At 68.3% G+C, this 17,124-nt stretch carries 16 protein-coding genes; 7 read left to right on the forward strand and 9 right to left on the reverse strand.

All coding sequences use genetic code 11. The features are described from left to right. Window positions 1-92 precede the first annotated feature (92 nt). Together AC1VNM_RS04730 and AC1VNM_RS04735 are read right to left on the reverse strand one after the other, a co-directional pair. Complete coding sequence (locus tag AC1VNM_RS04730; protein WP_483109240.1) at window positions 93-1,079, reverse strand: IS481 family transposase; 987 nt, start codon at window positions 1,077-1,079, stop codon at window positions 93-95. 118 nt (window positions 1,080-1,197) lie between these two features. Beyond that, window positions 1,198-1,731, reverse strand: coding sequence for an FKBP-type peptidyl-prolyl cis-trans isomerase (locus AC1VNM_RS04735; protein WP_483106054.1), 534 nt, complete (start codon window positions 1,729-1,731; stop codon window positions 1,198-1,200). Between the two features lie 107 nt (window positions 1,732-1,838). On the opposite strand from AC1VNM_RS04735, the gene AC1VNM_RS04740 reads away from it, so the two are divergent. From AC1VNM_RS04740 to AC1VNM_RS04750, 3 genes are all read left to right on the forward strand, one after another. Beyond that, window positions 1,839-2,966 carry a cupin domain-containing protein gene (locus AC1VNM_RS04740; RefSeq protein WP_483109241.1) on the forward strand — a complete coding sequence of 376 codons (1,128 nt, stop codon included), beginning with the start codon at window positions 1,839-1,841 and terminating at the stop codon, window positions 2,964-2,966. Window positions 2,967-3,010: 44 nt separating this feature from the next. Next, window positions 3,011-3,535: a hypothetical protein gene (locus tag AC1VNM_RS04745; protein WP_483106055.1), complete on the forward strand. Its 525-nt coding sequence runs from the start codon at window positions 3,011-3,013 to the stop codon at window positions 3,533-3,535. 157 nt (window positions 3,536-3,692) lie between these two features. After that, window positions 3,693-3,893, forward strand: a complete 201-nt coding sequence (locus AC1VNM_RS04750) for a hypothetical protein (RefSeq protein WP_082938518.1) — start codon at window positions 3,693-3,695, stop codon at window positions 3,891-3,893. 283 nt (window positions 3,894-4,176) lie between these two features. Here the strand turns inward: AC1VNM_RS04750 and bamC are convergent, their stop codons facing one another. The 7 genes from bamC to AC1VNM_RS04785 form a co-directional block, all read right to left on the reverse strand. After that, window positions 4,177-5,337 (reverse strand): outer membrane protein assembly factor BamC, encoded by a 1,161-nt coding sequence (gene bamC, locus AC1VNM_RS04755; protein ID WP_377155537.1) that lies wholly within the window; start codon window positions 5,335-5,337, stop codon window positions 4,177-4,179. Between the two features lie 83 nt (window positions 5,338-5,420). Then, a complete protein-coding gene (dapA, locus tag AC1VNM_RS04760; protein ID WP_483106056.1) occupies window positions 5,421-6,302 on the reverse strand; it encodes a 4-hydroxy-tetrahydrodipicolinate synthase in 882 nt (293 codons plus the stop codon). A 62-nt stretch (window positions 6,303-6,364) separates the two neighbouring features. Beyond that, window positions 6,365-7,036, reverse strand: coding sequence for a class I SAM-dependent methyltransferase (locus tag AC1VNM_RS04765; RefSeq protein WP_483106057.1), 672 nt, complete (start codon window positions 7,034-7,036; stop codon window positions 6,365-6,367). After that, window positions 7,033-7,836, reverse strand: a complete 804-nt coding sequence (locus AC1VNM_RS04770; RefSeq protein ID WP_377155535.1) for an SDR family oxidoreductase — start codon at window positions 7,834-7,836, stop codon at window positions 7,033-7,035. The genes AC1VNM_RS04765 and AC1VNM_RS04770 overlap by 4 nt, the downstream gene beginning before the upstream one ends. A gap of 93 nt (window positions 7,837-7,929) precedes the next feature. Further along, window positions 7,930-8,067, reverse strand: coding sequence for a hypothetical protein (locus tag AC1VNM_RS04775; protein ID WP_377155534.1), 138 nt, complete (start codon window positions 8,065-8,067; stop codon window positions 7,930-7,932). 30 nt (window positions 8,068-8,097) lie between these two features. Next, window positions 8,098-9,333 carry an MFS transporter gene (locus AC1VNM_RS04780; RefSeq protein WP_483106058.1) on the reverse strand — a complete coding sequence of 412 codons (1,236 nt, stop codon included), beginning with the start codon at window positions 9,331-9,333 and terminating at the stop codon, window positions 8,098-8,100. Window positions 9,334-9,434: 101 nt separating this feature from the next. Beyond that, entirely contained in the window at window positions 9,435-10,916 is a 1,482-nt protein-coding gene (locus tag AC1VNM_RS04785) for an amidohydrolase family protein (protein WP_483106059.1), read from the reverse strand. Window positions 10,917-11,130: 214 nt separating this feature from the next. Here AC1VNM_RS04785 and AC1VNM_RS04790 point away from each other — a divergent pair, with 214 nt between their 5' ends. From AC1VNM_RS04790 to parC, 4 genes are all read left to right on the forward strand, one after another. Further along, window positions 11,131-13,131: a DNA topoisomerase IV subunit B gene (locus tag AC1VNM_RS04790; protein ID WP_483106060.1), complete on the forward strand. Its 2,001-nt coding sequence runs from the start codon at window positions 11,131-11,133 to the stop codon at window positions 13,129-13,131. A 15-nt stretch (window positions 13,132-13,146) separates the two neighbouring features. Next, a complete protein-coding gene (locus AC1VNM_RS04795) occupies window positions 13,147-13,692 on the forward strand; it encodes a GNAT family N-acetyltransferase (RefSeq protein WP_431103104.1) in 546 nt (181 codons plus the stop codon). Further along, complete coding sequence (locus AC1VNM_RS04800) at window positions 13,689-14,417, forward strand: lytic transglycosylase domain-containing protein (RefSeq protein ID WP_483106061.1); 729 nt, start codon at window positions 13,689-13,691, stop codon at window positions 14,415-14,417. The genes AC1VNM_RS04795 and AC1VNM_RS04800 overlap by 4 nt, the downstream gene beginning before the upstream one ends. 166 nt (window positions 14,418-14,583) lie before the next feature. Further along, entirely contained in the window at window positions 14,584-16,944 is a 2,361-nt protein-coding gene (gene parC, locus AC1VNM_RS04805; protein ID WP_483106062.1) for a DNA topoisomerase IV subunit A, read from the forward strand. Window positions 16,945-17,124 lie beyond the last annotated feature (180 nt).

Here is a 17,124-nt window from a genome sequence, read left to right on the forward strand (position 1 = left end):
TTCGGCGCATCATCGTGTCGGGATGTTCCGTGGCAAGAACCTTCGCGACGTCCGTACTGCATGAGCTTTCACGGGCGCTTGAGGCACGAGGCCTAGCTGTGAAGCGTCAAGACGTTATGTCCTGAAGCATTGAGCCTGGTCATTGGTGCGACGTCGCCGATGCCGCTGTGCGGGCGATGCCAGTTGTAGTGGTGCATCCAGCTGGCCAAGGCGGCGGTGCGATGACTGGAGTTCTGGTACGTCCAGCCGTAGGCCCACTCTCTCAGCGCAGACTGGATGAAGCGCTCCGCCTTGCCCTTGGTCTGCGGTCGATAGGCCCGTGTGAAGCGATGCTGGATGCCCAGATCCTTGCAGGCGGCCGCGAAGTCGCGCGATCTGAAGGCCGCGCCGTTGTCGGTCAGAAGCCGCTTGAGCCGCACGCCCAACGACGCGCAGTACGCCGCGGCATCGCGAAGGAACCGCACGGCCCGAGGCGTCTTCTCGTCGGGCTGCATTTCCGTGAAGGCGATGCGCGCGTGGTCGTCGACGGCAACGAACAAGGTCTCCCATCCAGCGCCGTCCGCGCCGTCTCGGCGGTCGCCAGTGACGCGATGGCTGGGTCGAACGATGCACCCGAGCTTTTTGGTGTCGATGTGCAGCAAATCTCCCGGCGCTTCGTGCTCGTAGCGCTGCACCGGCTCGACCGGCTTGAGGTCGCTGAGCTTGGAGAGTCCAGCGCGTGCCAGCACTCGGCTGACGGTCGACTCGGAGACGCCCACCGAGCGCGTGATGCGCGCTTGCAGCAGGTGCCGACGCCGCAGTTCTACGATCAATGACGCCTTGGCCGGAGAGATCGAACGCGGTGACTTAACGGGCCTCGAGGACGCGTCTTCCAGCGCGGACTCGCCGCCCGCGAGATAGCGGGCTAGCCACTTGCGGGCCGTCGCCGGGGTCACGCCATGCTCGGCTGCGGCTTGAGCGAAGGAGAACCCTTCGAAGGTGAGCTGCTGGACCATTTGGAGTCGACGCGCGAAGGTGAGTCGGGCATGCTTGTCGGTGTTCGTCCGGCTGCTCTCCTGAGTGACTGGGGGTTTGGCGATTTCCAGTCTCTCAAATTCAGCCCGGGTGAACACCCGATACAACCTATTGAAGCTTCACACCTAGGCAGCAAAAAGCCCCGCATCGCGGGGCTTCCATGGATTCGGACTTCGGCGGGGCTCAGTGGATCGGCTCATCCGGCCCCGGGCCGGCGGTGAGGCCGGTGGCGACGGTGAAACCCGAATCGCCCAGCGAGCCGGCTTCCAGCTCTTCCTCCGTGGCCTCGCGCACATCGTGCACCGTCACGTGGATGCGCAGGCCGACACCGGCCAGCGGGTGGTTGCCGTCCAGCACCACGTGTTCCGGATAAACCTCGGTCACGGTGTAGATGCGGTCGGCCGGCATGTCGGGCGTCGACGCGCCTTCGGGCAGTCCTTCGAACTGCATGCCGACATCGACGTTCTCGGGGAACACCTCGCGCGGCTCGAAGCACACCAGGGCGCTGTCGTAGTCGCCGAACGCGTCCTCGGGCTCGAGCGCCACGCTGACCTCGTCGCCGGCAAGCTTGTCGGCGAGCGCTTCCTCGACCTTCGTGAACAGGTCTTGACCGCCGTAAAAGAACTCCATCGGCGGGTCCAGCACCTCGACGGATTGGCCTTGGGCGTCCTCGAGTCTCCAAGTCAGGGAGACGACGCAGGGGGCAGTGATTTGCATCGCGCAATTCTCTCAGACAATGCGCGCCCATGACCTCCAAGTCCAAGTCCCCCCAGACATCCCCGATCCTGTCCAAGCGTGCCCCGGCCGCTTCCGGCGCCTCCGGCATCGACATCGACGCGAAGCTGCCGCTGCTCGGCGGCCTGAGCCCCGCGCAGTTCATGAAGCGCCATTGGCAGAAGCAGCCGCTGCTCGTGCGCCAGGCCTTGCCCGGCGTGGTGCCGCCGATCGATCGCGCCGGCCTGGCCCGGCTGGCGGCCAGCGACGAGGTGGAATCCCGACTCGTGTCGCAGCAGGACGGCGACCGCTGGACGATGCGCCAGGGCCCGATCGCCAAGTTGCCCGCCTGGAGCAAACCGCAATGGACACTGCTGGTGCAGGGGCTGGATCTGCACGTTGAGCCGGCCGCGGCGCTGCTGAGCCGCTTCCGGTTCGTTCCCGAGGCCCGGCTCGACGACCTGATGCTGTCGTATGCCAGCGAGGGCGGCGGCGTCGGTCCGCATTTCGATTCCTACGACGTCTTCCTGATCCAGGTCAGCGGCCGTCGCCACTGGCGCATCGGCCGATTGGGCGTGTCGACCACCGGCGAGCTGCGCGACGACGTCCCGCTGAAGGTGCTGGCGGACTTCGAGCCGGAGCAGGACTTCGTGCTCGAGCCCGGCGACATGCTGTACCTGCCGCCGGGATGGGCGCACGACGGCGTGGCCGTCGGCGGCGATTGCATGACCGCCTCGGTGGGTTTCCGTTCGCCCTGGCGCAGCGAGTTGGCCAATGAACTGCTGGTCCGCCTGACCGACGACGAGGAAGCGCCGCGCGGCGACCGGATGTATGTCGACCCCCGTCAGCCGGCGACCGGCGAGCCGGGACGCATTCCCGAGGCGCTGACGGCGTTTGCGCGCGAAGCGGTGCTGAGAGCGGCCTCGCAGCCGCTGGCGCTGGAGCGCGCGCTGGGCGAGGCGCTGACCGAGCCCAAGCCCCGCGTCTTCTTCGAACCCGGCGCCGCCTTGCCGCCGGGGCAGGGGGCGCGGCTGAGCGCCCGCACCCGCATGATGTACGACGCGGCCCATGTCTTCATCAATGGACAATCCTTCCGGGCCGGCGGACGCGATGCGACGCTGATGCGCCGGATGGCGGACAGCCGAGCGCTGTCTCCTGCCGAGGTCGCGAAACTGAGCGACGGTGCACGCGATTTGCTGGATCAGTGGACCGAGGACGGGTGGGTGAACCCCGCCTGACCGGTCCCGCCTCCATCCCACGCCAACGTCATGAGGAGTTCGACATGTCGCCGGAACCCACGATGCCAGAAGCTTTGACGCCCGGACTCGTCGAAACCGCCGCGGAGGTCCGGCAAATGCTGCAGCAAGCGCTGCAGCGGGCTGCGGAGCAGGGCGGTCGCGAGCTGTGCTGGCTGGACCCGGACTTCGCCCACTGGCCGCTGTCCGATCCGGCGCTGCTGGATGCCCTGCATCGATGGGCGCTGCCCCACCGCAAATTGCGCCTGCTGGCAGCCCATGACTACGAGACGCTGCGGCGCGTCCATCCTCGTTTCGTCCAGTGGCGCCAGGCGCATGACCATGTGGTGCTGGCGCGCGCCTTCGATCCCGCCGACCTCGCGGAGCGCAGCACCCCCGCTCCCATGGGCCTGCTGCTGGCACCCGGATTGCTGACGATGAAGCTGTGGACGCCGGCGCGGGCCTCTCTTTCGGTACAAGACGCCCGCGAAGAAGCCATGGCCCGCGAGTGGTTTGACGCTATTGAGCAACGGTCTGCCGACTCGTTCGCCAGCAGCACCCTAGGCTTGTAAGGAGATTACAAACTGGTGGCTATAATTGCTGGCTAGGCGGGGGAAGCGCTCGAGGTTTCTCACGTCTTGGTCTGCTGAAGTTCGTACTTGTCATCTGGTACGACTTCATTAATTACCGGTAATTGATTGTTCGTCTAAAAGTTACTTGAGGACAAGTATGAAAAAGTCGATCCTGTTGGCCTCCCTGCTGGCCGTTGTTGCCCTGACCGCTTGCGGCAAGAAGGAAGAAGTCGTTGCTCCCGTGGCCACCCCGGCTCCGGAAGCTTCGGCTCCCGCTGTTGAGGCCTCGGCCCCGGCTGTGGAAGCTTCGGCTGCCGCTTCCGACGCTGCTGCGCCCGCTTCGGCCGCCAGCAACTAAGACGATCTCTCGTCCTGAGAAAGCCGCAAGGGTTCGCCCTTGCGGCTTTTTCTTTGCCTGTCCTTTGCCTGTCCCTGGCCCATCGCCTTTGCCTCTTCCCCGCTTCGGGAATCCGCGCGCTGAGCGCCCCGCGCTGGTATTAGAGTGGAGTTTACCTAGCCTCGCCCAACCGAATGTGGCCGGTCGCTCCCGACGAATGGCTCGCCAATGAAAACGCCACCCGAAGGTGGCGTTTTTGTTTTGCGCAAACTGATGGCGTACGGTGGTCCGCCATCCAGGGAGATCAGCGCACGTCTTCCATCAGCAGTTGCAGGATGCGCTTGGCCATTTCGTTGGTCTGCTGCTGACCCTTGTCGTCCAGGATCATGACGGTCGAGGTCGTGCCCTCGGTCTTGACCGACACGCGATAACGCACCGCGGTGGACGCGCTGGTCGCGCCGAACAGACGCTGGAAGAAGTTGGGCTCTTCCTTGCCGGCCTGGTTCGGATCGGCGTAGCGCAGGAAGAACAGGCCCTGCTTGCGGTCCCGGTCCTCGATGGTGAAGCCGTGGCGGTCCAGCGACTGGCCGACCCGGCGCCAGGCGCGGTCGAAGTCCTCGTTGATCTTGAGCTGATCCGGCACGTCCGCCAGCGAGCGCGGCGCGTTGCCGCGCGGCGCTTCGGCGAAGGAGGGCGCCGGCTGCTGCGCGTTGGCGACGAGCGTCTTGGCGTCCTCTTCCTTGCCGCCGAGCTTGAGCATCAGGCGCGAGGTCATCTCGGCTTCCAGCTCTGGATCGGAGGGGCGCGGCTGCCAGCCGGTGTCGTCGCGTTGCGAGTTCGTGTAGACCTCGACCAGGCCGCGGTGCGTGACGTAGATGTCGGTGCCGCCCTGCTCGTTGCGCTCCAGGCGGGTGCGGTACTTGTCGCGTTCGCCGGTGGAGTACAGCGAATCCAGCAGCGAGCCCAGCGTCTTGCGGATGAAGTCCTGCGGCAGCTTGGCCTTGTTCTCGGCCCAGTTGGTTTCCATCAGGCCGACGTTCTGGTCCTCGGACTCGATCGTGAAGCCGCGGTCCTGCCAGAAGCCCTTGACCTGCGGCCAGAGCTGCTCCGGCGGCAGCGTGCTGTGCAGCCAGCGGGCGTTGCCCAGGCGGTGGAATTCGATCGTCCCGGCCTTGTCGAGCGCGACGGGCGCTCCGGCGGTGGCGACGGCCTGGCGCTGGGCGTTCGGCTGTGCGGCCAGTTGCGCGGCGCTGATCGGGCCGGTGGGACGGTTTTCCTTGGGCAGCTGCGTCAGGTCCGGCGGCACGTCCAGGCCGGTGGTCTGCTTGGCCTGGGTGCGGTAGTCGACCTTGTCGCTGCTGGTGATGCTCTCGAACGTGCTGCACGCCGTCAGCGAGGCCAGCGCCATCAGGCAGGCCACGCGCACCGGAGTGGGCGCGCCGGATTCAGAAAGGGAACGAGTCACGCTGGAGATCTCCGAGGTAGGTCGCTGCGGCCCGCGGCCGCTGAAGGAAAAGGGTGCGGCCGGCGCGCGCCGGCCGGGGGTGATTAGAGCAGGCCGGCTTCGCGCATGGCGCCTTCGACCAGATCCTGGCCGGCGGCGGTCAGCGGCGTCAGCGGCAGGCGCAGGTTGTTGGGGCAGCGGCCCAGCTTGTTCAGGGCCCACTTGCTCGGGGCGGGACTGGGTTCGCAGAACAGCTGCTTGTGCAGCGGCAGCAGCTGGAAGTGCAGCGCGGTGGCCTCGCGCACGCGACCTTCGATCGCGGCCATGCACATCTCGTGCATCGCCTTGGGCGCGATGTTGGCGGTGACGCTGACGGAGCCGCGGCCGCCCATGAGCATCATCGCGATGGCGGTCGCGTCGTCGCCCGAGTAGATGCTGAAACCTTGCGGGGCGTGCTTGATCAGCCAGGCGGCGCGCTCGACGTTGCCGGTCGCGTCCTTGATGCCGAACACGCCGGGCAGCGAGGCGCAGCGCAGCGTGGTCTCCACCGACATGTCCGCCACCGTGCGGCCGGGCACGTTGTACAGCATCATCGGAATGTCGACCGCCTCGGCGATCGCCTTGAAGTGCTGGTAGATGCCTTCCTGCGAGGGCTTGTTGTAGTAGGGGACGACCGACAGCGTGGCGTCGGCACCGACCTGCTTGGCGAAGCGGCTCAGCTCGATGGCCTCGGCCGTGGCGTTGGCGCCCGTGCCGGCGAGGACCGGCTTGCGGCCCTTGACGTGCTCGACCGCGACGCGGATGACTTCGCGGTTCTCTTCCATCGTGACCGTCGGGGACTCGCCGGTCGTGCCGACGACGCCGATGACGTCCGTGCCCTGGTCGATGTGCCAGTCGATCAGGCTGCGCAGCCCATCGAAGTCGATGCGGCCATCTTCATGCATCGGCGTGACCAGCGCGACGATGCTGCCAACAATTGCGTTCATTGAGGATTCCTCTGGATCGGCGGATTCTACTGAAGCGCCGGGGCGCTTCCGGGCCTGCGCGCTCAGCGCAGCCGGTATCTCGGGTAGACCCCAGGCGGCACATCGCTGTCGCCACCCCTGCCGCCGCCTCCGTCAAGGCCGGCTGCGGTCGCGGCACCGGCGGCGGGCCGGTTCTCCCGAACGGCAGCAACGCGCTGGACATACCGGCCGTTGACGGCGCCGCCCCCGGTGACGGGGGGCTCCGCCTCGATGAAACCGTCCTCGTAGGCGATCACGCGCAGGCCGTCGACGGCGGCCAGCAACTCGCCGGGCCGCAGCAGGAAGTCCGGTCGCGCGGGCCGGCCGACCGTCTGTTGTCCATCGGTAAAGGTCTCGTAAATCAGCCAGCCGCCGGGCGCGACGGCCTCGATGACGCGCGGCAGCAGCGGGCGCCACAGATAGTTGGTGACGAGCACGACGTCGAAGACGCGGTCGGTCAGCGGCCAGGGTCCCTGCTCGATGTCGGCCTCGATCAGCTCGACGCGGTCGGAGAGCCCGGCGAGCGTCGCCAGCGCCGCGGCGTCGCGGTCGACGCCGGTGACGGCCACGCCTTCGCCCGTCAGCAGGCGCAGATGGCGGCCGGAGCCGCAGGCCAGGTCCAGCGCCGTGACACCGTCGCGGTCGCGCCAGGCCTGCGCCCAGCGCAGCACCCAGTCGCTCGGGAACGGGGTACTGGGGAAAGAGGAGAAGCTCATGCGGGGCGTTGTTCCTTCTTGAGGGCCTTCATCGCCATGCGATCCACCATCGCAGGCGCCAGCAGCTTGAGCCAGCGGCCCAGCTTGCCCTTGGCGGTCATGACGATGTCGCGCTCGCGGGCCAGCGTGCCGTCGAGGATCAGTCTGGCGCACTCCTGGACCGGCATCGCGCCGCGTTCGTCAAGGCTGCTCAACCCCGAGGCGTGCCCCTGCGCGTTGAAGCCCCGATAGCGGATCTGCGTGTCGACGACGCCCGGATAGGCGATGGTCACGCTGACGCCACTGGCCGCGACCTCGGTGCGCAGCGCCTCGAAGAAGCCGGTCATCGCGAACTTGCTGGCGCTGTAGGCGGTGCGACCCGGGATGCCCAGCAGGCCGGCCAGGCTCGAGACCGCCACGATGCGTCCCTTGCTGGCCTTGAGCGCCGGCAGCGCGGCCTGGGTGCACCAGGCCGAGCCCCACAGGTTGATCTGCATCAGCCGCTGGTACCAGGCGAGGTCCTTGACCTGGTCGAAGAGCGCATGCGCCGACATGCCGGCGTTGTTGACCAGCACGTCGATCGCGCCGAAGGCGCCGAGCGTCGTGCGCACGAGTTCCTGGCAGTCCTCCTGCGACTCGACGTCGCAACGCTGCACGCGGGTGTGGGCGCCGAGCGACTCGCACTCCGCCGCCACCTTCTCCAGCTTGTCGACGCTGCGCGCCGCCAGCACCAGCGAGAGCTTGGCGCCCTCGCGCCGCGCCCATTGACGCGCCAGTTCGGCGCCGATGCCGTCGGAGGCGCCGGTGATGATCACGACCATGTTGTCTCCGTTGTCGTTGCGCTCGTGGCGCTGGTTGTATTCGTCGTCAGATCGTCAGAGAGAAAGCCCGGTTCGGGAACCGGATCAGGTAGATCAGAAACAGGCCCAGATCGCATCGCCCAGCTGCTGCATCAGCGAGGGCTGCGCGTAGGCCAGGAAGACCGCCGCCAGCACGCCGCACGCGCCCAGCCACGCCACGATCCGCCAGAGTCCGCGTCGCCTGCCTGTCATCGTGTCGCTCCGTCGCTCCGTCGCACGCCGTCAGGCTCCCGCCGGCGCGGCGTGCCGCGTGATCGCGGTCTCGCGCACCGGCAGGTTGGCCAGCATCGCCATCACGCCCAGCGCGATGGCCAGGTACCAGACGACGTCGTAGGACCCCGTCGCGTCGTAGAGCTTGCCGCCCAGCCACACGCCCAGGAAGCTGCCGATCTGGTGGCTGAAGAACACGAAGCCGCCCAGCATCGACATGTGCTGCACGCCGAAGATCTGCGCCACGATCGCGTTGGTGGGCGGCACGGTGGACAGCCAGAGCACGCCCATCACCGCGGCGAAGACGTAGACGCTCGCGGGCGTCAGCGGCACGGACAGGAAGACGATGATCGCGATCGAGCGCAGCAGGTAGATGCCCGACAGCAGGTAGCGTTTGGGCAGCTTCTGGCCCAGCGTGCCGGCAGCGTAGGTGCCGAAGACGTTGAACAGGCCGATCAGCGCCAGCGCGTTGGTGGCGACCTGGGGCGTGAGGCCGTGGTCCTTCAGGTAGCTGGGCATGTGCACGCCGATGAACACGACCTGGAAGCCGCAGACGAAGTAGCCCAGCATCAGCAGCTGGAAGCTGCGGTAGCCGAAGGCTTCGCGCAGCGCCTGGCCGATGCTCTGGTGGTGCGCGCCGTGGACGGCGTCGCGCGCCGGCTCGCGCAGGCCGAAGGCCAGCGGGATGATCAGGCAGGCGGCGATCGCCAGCACGAACAGCGCGTTCTGCCAGCCGGTGTAGCCGATCAGCCAGTTCTCGACCGGCACCATCAGGAACTGCCCGAAGGAGCCCGCCGCCGCCGCCACGCCCATGGCCCAGGAGCGCTTCTCCGCGGAGACGTTGCGGCTGATGACGCCGTAGATGACCGCGTAGGTGGTGCCCGACTGGGCCAGCCCGATCAGCACCCCGGCGCTGCCCAGGAAACCGGCGGTCGACGACGACACGGCCATCAGCGCCAGCCCCGCCGCGTAGAGCAGGGCGCCGGCGATCAGCACGCGCAGCGCGCCGAAGCGGTCGGCCAGCATGCCGGCGAAGGGGCCGGCGGCGCCCCAGGCGATGTTCTGCACGGCCAGCGCGAGGGAGAAGGCCTCGCGGGTCCAGCCGCGGTCCATCGTGACCGGCGTCAGCCACAGGCCGAAGCCGTGGCGGATGCCCATCGACAGCGTGACGATCGCGGTGCCGCAGATCAGCACCTGCCGCATCGACAGGGTGCGGGAGGAGGAAGGGGGGATCGGCATCGCGCTCATCCGGTCAATGTAATGGCTTCATGCGCGTTCCGCTGACGCCTGGATGACGCGGGGCGGCCGCGCTCCCTCCGAAGGGCGATCGATCGGCGCGCCCGCGGCGTTCAGGCGCGTGGGGTCGAGGCGTCGCGGGCGCTCGTCTTCGTGCCCTTGGTGGACTTGCCCGCGGGCTTGGCCTTCGAGTTGGACGATTTCTTCGTGGACTTCGCGCCGGACTTCTTGCCGGAGGACTTCTTCTGCGCGCCGGCGGCGGAGTTCAGCGCGTTGTTCTCTTCGCCCGCCGTCGCGGCGACGTCCTCCAGCTGCGTCAGCACGCGGCCCTGCTTGATGCGCAGCAGCGGTTTGTCCAGCGCGTCGAGGTCCTCGAGCGGGTTGCCGATCAGCACCAGGAAGCTGGCTTCGCAGCCGGGCTGGAAGCAGCCGAGCTTGCGTTGCGGGAACAGGGCCTTCGGCGTGTCCACCGTGGCCAGTCGCAACAGCGCCGGCTTGTCCAGCACGCCCAGTTGCTCGAGGTGGTGGAGCTCGCTCAGCGCGTTGCCGGTGAAAAGGTCCGAACCCACGAGCAACTGGGCACCGGCCGTCCTGAGCCGCTCCAGGTTCTGCTTCTGCACGGCCTCGATGCGCGCGAGCAGCTCCGGCGCCGGCTGGAACAGCCGCGTCGCCACGGTCGCGGTGATGATGCCGATCTTCTTCTCCGCGGCCAGGGCGGCGACGTCGGGCGCAATCAGATGGGTTTCGGGATCCTCGCCATGCTGCGGAAAGTAGCCCGGCAACTCGGCGATGAAATCGGCGCCGGCGCGCACGGCGGCGGCGAAATCGGCAGCGCTCTCGATGTGGACCACGACGCGCCGCTGCTCCGCATGCGCGCGGCGGACCACCTCCGCCACGACCTCGGGCGTCACGCCCAGGCGGCCGCGTTGCTCGGGCACCTGGCGCAGCTCGGGGCGGTCGTGGTAGCTCATGATGACCTTGACCAGGTCGCTGTGGCGGCCGGCGATCAGCGGCCACTTCTGGCCGACCTGCTCGGGCGTGTCCATGACCAGCACCGCCTTGTCGACGATCTGGTCCAGCGCCATCGGCGGCGTGCCCGACTGCAGCATCGCCAGCGGCTGGCCGTCCGACGAGGTGATGCAGGCGGTGGCGAACAGCACGTCCGGCGCTTCCGGCTGCGAGATGCGGGCGCGGATCGGCTCGATCGCGGCCGGGTCGGCGCACAGCATCGCCGCGTAGAACACGCCGTCGCGCAAGTAATCCTGACCGAACTTGTCCAGGCCCCAGGCGCTCTGCAGGTTGTGGTTGTGCGCGTCGGCGAGCGGCGCCACCAGCGTCTGGCCGCGCAGCTCCAGCAGGCGGTTGACCTTGCGGGGCCGCTTCTCGACGAAACGGCCGTCCTCGACGTAGAGCGTGCCGCTCTGCAGCTTCTCGCCGTCGAACCAGCGGGCGTGGCGCAGCTCCATCGCCATCTCCGGGCTGGCCTTGTAGTTGTCGGCCCGGGCCGGTCCCGCCCCGAGGAGGGCGGCCAACACCAGGGCGAGGGGGGCCAGGGGCGCCAGCAGCGGGCGCGAGGAACGGGGCAGGAGCGACATCGGACCAGTCGGGCGGGGGCGTGCGGACAAGCGGCGGATGCTACGTCAGCGCTCCCATGCCGTCGGGGCTCCAGCGGTAACGGGACGTGCGGGAGCGCGTGTGGCGTGCGGCATGCGCGCGAAGGCCGTCTCGTGGGGGTGGAAACCCCCATGGGAACGACCCGTGCCCGCAGGCGTCCGGAAGCGTCGCCGACGCTGCATAGAATCCCGCCCCATGGCAACCAAAGCAGTCACTCCCACCGGCAGCGCTCCTGGCAGCTACGGCGAAGGCTCGATCCGCGTCCTCAAGGGACTCGAGCCCGTCAAGCAGCGCCCGGGCATGTACACCCGCACCGACAACCCCCTGCACATCATCCAGGAGGTGATCGACAACGCGGCCGACGAGGCGCTGGCCGGTCACGGCAAGCGCATCGCCGTCATCCAGCACACCGACGGCTCGATCACCATCGAGGACGACGGCCGCGGCATTCCCTACGGCCTGCACCCCGAGGAAGGCGTGCCGGTCGTGGAGATCGTCTTCACACGACTGCACGCCGGCGGCAAGTTCGACAAGGGCTCGGGCGGCGCCTACAGCTTCTCCGGCGGCCTGCACGGCGTGGGCGTCTCGGTGACCAACGCGCTGGCCAAGCGGCTGCAGGTGACGGTCTATCGCGAGGGTCAGGTCGCGACGCTGGCCTTCTCCGGCGGCGACGTCATCGAGCCGGTCGCCACGCGCAAGGCCGAGCTCAAGACCGGCGACCGCAAGCAGGGCACGACGGTGCGCGTCTGGCCCGACGGCAAGTACTTCGAGAGCGCCGACCTGCCCAAGGGCGAGCTGGTGCACCTGCTGCGCTCCAAGGCCGTGCTGATGCCCGGCGTCACGGTGACGCTGACGCAGGAGAAGACCGGCGAGACGCAGACCTGGACCTACAAGGGCGGCCTGCGCGACTACCTGATGCAGGCGCTGCCGGCGGATCCGCTGATCCCGCTGTTCGAGGGCGAGCAGTTCGCGACGGCCTCCGAGAGCGAGAACTTCGCCGAGGGCGAGGGCGCGAGCTGGTGCGTGGCCTTCACCGAGGAGGGGCAGGTCATGCGCGAGAGCTATGTGAACCTGATCCCGACGGTGGCCGGCGGCACGCACGAGTCCGGGCTGAAGGACGGCCTGTTCGGCGCGATCAAGGGCTTCATCGAGATGCACGCCCTCGCACCGAAGGGCGTGAAGCTGATGGCGGAAGACGTGTTCTCGCGCGCCAGCTTCGTGCTGTCGGCCAAGGTGCTGGATCCGCAGTTCCAGGGCCAGACCAAGGAACGGCTGAACTCGCGCGACGCGCTGCGGCTGGTGTCGGCCTTCGTGAAGCCGGCGCTGGAGCTGTGGCTCAACCAGCACGTCGAGCACGGCAAGAAGCTGGCCGAGCTCGTCATCAAGCAGGCGCAGACGCGCCAGCGCGCGGCGCAGAAGGTCGAGAAGCGCAAGAGCTCCGGCGTGGCCGTGCTGCCCGGCAAGCTGACCGACTGCGAGAGCACCGACCTGCTGCACAACGAGCTGTTCCTGGTCGAGGGCGACTCCGCCGGCGGTTCCGCCAAGCTGGGCCGCGACAAGGAGACGCAGGCCATCCTGCCGCTGCGCGGCAAGGTGCTCAACGCCTGGGAGGTCGAGCGCGACCGGCTGTTCGCCAACAACGAGATCCACGACATCTCGGTGGCCATCGGCGTCGATCCGCACGGCAAGAACGACGAGCCGGACCTGTCCGGCCTGCGCTACGGGAAGATCTGCATCCTCTCGGACGCGGACGTCGACGGCGCCCACATCCAGGTGCTGCTGCTGACGCTGTTCTTCCGCCACTTCCCCAAGCTGATCGCCACCGGCCATGTCTACGTGGCGCGGCCGCCGCTGTTCCGCGTGGATGCGCCGGCGCGCGGCAAGAAGCCCGCGGCCAAGCTCTACGCGCTGGACGAGGGCGAGCAGACCGCGATCCTCGACAAGCTGCGCAAGGAGGGCGCGCGCGAAGGCAGCTGGAGCATCAGCCGCTTCAAGGGCCTGGGCGAGATGAACGCCGAACAGCTCTGGGACACGACGCTGAACCCCGAGACGCGCCGCCTGCTGCAGGTGCAGTACGGCGAGCTGGACTTCGGCGACACCGAAGGCGCCATCAACAAGCTGATGGGCAAGGGTGAAGCGGCCGCGCGGCGCGAGCTGATGGAGCTGCACGGCGACTCCATCGAAGTCGACGTCTGAATCCCGGACCGCGCCATGCTGGAACACCGCGTCACGCTTCGACCCACGATGCTGTCCGACCTGGACTTCGTCGTCGGCGTGGAGCAGGACGCGGGCAACCGGCCCTTCATCACGCCGTGGGAACGCACGCAGCACGAGGGCGCCGTCCGGTTCCCGGACGCGCGGCATTTCATCGTGGAGCTCGATGCCGAACGCGCGGGTTTCGTGATCCTGCAGGGCTGCCGCAACCCCAACCGCTCGGTGGAGCTCAAGCGCATCGTGCTCGGCCCGAAGGGGCAGGGCGTCGGGCGCCTCTGCGTGCGGCTGCTCAAGAAGATGGCATTCACGCAGCTGGGGGCGCACCGCTTCTGGCTGGACGTGAAGGGCCGCAACACGCGGGCGCAATCGCTGTACCTCAGCGAGGGCTATGTCGAGGAAGGCCGGCTGCGCGAATGCGTGCGGGCCGAGCCGTTGGCCGATGCTGAAGGCGTCATGGGCGAGGGCTACGACGACCTGATCGTGATGTCGCTGCTCCAGCGCGAGTACGAGGCGCGCGCCGCGCAGGGCCTGGAGGCGCCATGAGCCATGGCCGCCCCACGCCGCGCGGACGCGGGCTGCGCAAGCGGCTGGCGCTGAGCATCGCCGTGGCCTTCGCGGCCAAGATGTCGCCGGCGCATGCGGAGCTGTGGGGTTACGTGGATGCCGACGGCATCGCGCATTTCGCGCCGGTGCAGGTGGACAGCCGCTTCCAGCCGGTGATGTCGCCGCTGAGCGGCATCCGGCGCGTGCCGGGCAAGACCGACCACGGCCAGCGCATGCTGACCTGGCTGGACATCGCGCCCGAGGTCAAGGCCGTGCAGCCGTATCTGCGCGAGGCCGCGGCCGCGACCGGCATCGACGCGGAGTTGCTCAAGGCGATCATCGCGGTCGAGTCCGGCTTCAAGCCCGACGCGGTGTCGCCGCGCGGCGCGACCGGTCTGATGCAGATCACCGCGGTCACGGCGCAACGCTACGCCACGCCGGAAGAGTTGCGGCGCACCGGCTACCTCCAGGATCCGCGCACCAACGTGCTGATCGGCGCGCGGATGCTGGCGGACCTGACACGGCGCTTCGGCCGCCTGGACGCGGCGCTGGCGGCCTGGAACGCCGGCGAAGGCGCGGTGCGTCGCGCAGGCGGCCACATGCCCGACATCGACGAGACGCAGGCGCACGTCCACCTCGTGATGGAGCTCTACTGGGCGCTGCTGCAGCGCAGCCTCGGCAGCCGGGCCAGGCAATTGACGATGGTCGCGGCGCCGCTCGAATGAGCGGTCGTGGCGACCGGCGGACGCCGAAGGATTCCTGAGCAACAGATTCCCGGGAACGTTCCCAAGTACCTTCCCAAAGACATTCGCAAGAACACTCGCAAGAATATTCGCAAGAACGTTTTTCCAGACATTCGCAAGCAGATTCGAACGACCGGCGCAGGCCGGCATGAGAGAGATGACCCAAGAGACCTTTGATTTCGAGAACCCCAACGGCGCCGGCGGCCCGGGCGGTCAGTCCCCGTCGGGCGACGCGCTGACGCTGGCGCAGTACGCGCAGCAGGCCTACCTGGAATACGCGCTGTCGGTGGTGAAGGGCCGGGCCTTGCCGTCCTACAGCGACGGCCAGAAGCCGGTCCAGCGCCGCATCCTGTTCACGATGGAGCGGCTCGGCCTGGGCTTCACCGGGACGACCGGCGCCAAGGCGGTCAAGAGCGCGCGCGTGGTCGGCGAGGTGCTCGGCAAGTACCACCCGCACGGCGACCAGGCCGCGTACGACGCGATGGTGCGCATGGCGCAGGACTTCAGCCAGCGTTATCCGCTGGTCGACGGCCAGGGCAACTTCGGCAGCCGGGACGGCGACAACGCCGCCGCGATGCGGTACACGGAAGCGCGCCTGTCCGCCTACTCGCGCCTGCTGCTGGACGAGCTGGACCAGGGCACGGTCGACTTCCAGCCCAACTACGACGGGTCCGAGAGCGAGCCCCGCGAACTGCCGGCGCGGCTGCCGTTCGTGCTGCTGAACGGCGCCTCGGGCATCGCGGTAGGCATGGCCACGGAGATCCCGAGCCACAACCTGCGCGAGGTCGCCGAGGCGGCGGTGCTGCTGCTCAAGCGGCCGGATGCCAGCGACGATGACCTCTTCGGCGTGATCAAGGGACCGGACTATCCGGGCGGCGGCCAGTTGATCAGCTCGGCGGACGAGATCCGCGCGGCCTACAGCACCGGCCGCGGCAGCCTGAAGGTGCGCGCGCGCTGGAAGATCGAGGACCTCGCCCGCGGCCAGTGGCAACTGGTCGTGACCGAGCTGCCGCAAGGCGTCAGCACGGCCAAGGTGCTCGAGGAGATCGAGGAGCTGACCAACCCCAAGGTCAAGACCGGCAAGAAGACGGTGACGCCGGAGCAGCTGCAGCTCAAGGGCGCGATGCTGGCGGTGCTGGACAAGGCCCGCGACGAGTCCAACAAGGACGCGCCGGTGCGCCTGGTCTTCGAGCCCAAGAGCCGCACGGTCGACCAGCAGGACTTCATCAACACGCTGCTCGCGCAGACCAGCCTGGAGACGACGGCGCCGCTGAACCTGACGATGGTCGGCGATGACGGCCGACCGACGCAGAAGACGCTGCGCAAGATCCTGACCGAGTGGATCGGCTTCCGCCTGAACACGGTGACGCGGCGCACGCAGCATCGCCTGGACAAGGTCCGCGACCGCATCCACATCCTGGAAGGCCGCCACGAGATCCTGCTGCACATCGACGAGGTCATCGCGCTCATCCGCCACTCGGACGAACCGAAACCGGCGCTGATCGAGCGCTTCAAGCTCAGCGAGCGCCAGGCCGAGGACATCCTGGAAATCCGCCTGCGCCAGTTGGCGCGACTGGAGTTCATCAAGATCGAGCAGGAGCTGAAGAACCTGCGCGAGGAGGCCGGCAAGCTCGAGGAGATCCTGTCCAACCCGTCGGTGCTGCGCCGCACGGTGGTCAAGGAGATCGAGGCCGACGCCAAGCAGTACGGCGACGACCGCCGCACCGAGATCAAGGAAGACAAGCGCGCGGTCGCCGAGGTGCGCATCGTCGACGAGCCCGTGACGGTGGTCGTCAGCCTGAAGGGCTGGGTGCGCGCGCTCAAGGGCCACGAGGTGGATCCTGCGGCGCTGGCGTTCAAGTCCGGTGACTCGCTGTACGGCGTGTTCCCGTGCCGCAGCGTCGATCCGCTGGTGGTGCTGGGCACCAACGGCCGGGCCTACTCGGTGCCGGTCTCGGCGCTGCCGGGCGGCCGCGGCGACGGCCAGCCGATCACCACGCTGATCGAGCTGGAGTCGGGCACCCAGATCGCGCACTATTTCGCCGGCGCGGCGACGCAGAAGCTGCTGCTCGCGGGGACGGGCGGCTTCGGCCTGGTGGCCGAGGTCGGCGACCTGGTCGGCCGCCAGAAGGCGGGCAAGAGCTTCCTGAGCCTGGAAGGCGAGGAGCGCCCGCTGCCGCCGTCGGTGGTGCCGGCCGGGGAGGTCGCCGGCGTGCAGGTCGCCTGCCTGTCGATGACCGGTCGCCTGCTGACCTTCGCGATGGACGAGCTCAAGCACCAGCCCAAGGGCGGTCGCGGCCTGACACTGATCGACCTGGACGCGAAGGATGCGCTGGTCAGCGTGGCCGCGTTCACGACCCATCTGCTGGTCAGCGGCACGATCCGCGGCGGCAAGGCCCGGGAAGAGCCGCTGAAGGGCGTGGCGCTCGCCGGCTACGCCGGCAAACGAGCCAAGAAGGGCAAGCCCTGCGACGTGATGCAGAAGCCGATGCGCATCACGGCAGGGTAAAGCTGAGGGATCTTCTCCCCGGTCACCGCCCATCGCCTGTTCGATCGGCGGCGTGCCTGAAGTGGGCACACATGGGACAAGGGAAGGGGACAAAACCTGGCCCTTGTCCCCTGCGGATGTGACACGCCAGTGACGCACCGCAACAAAAGTCGCCGGTTTGTGCAGGACGCGAACCCATGC

It is taken from the genome of Mitsuaria sp. MSU3D (assembly GCF_056867975.1).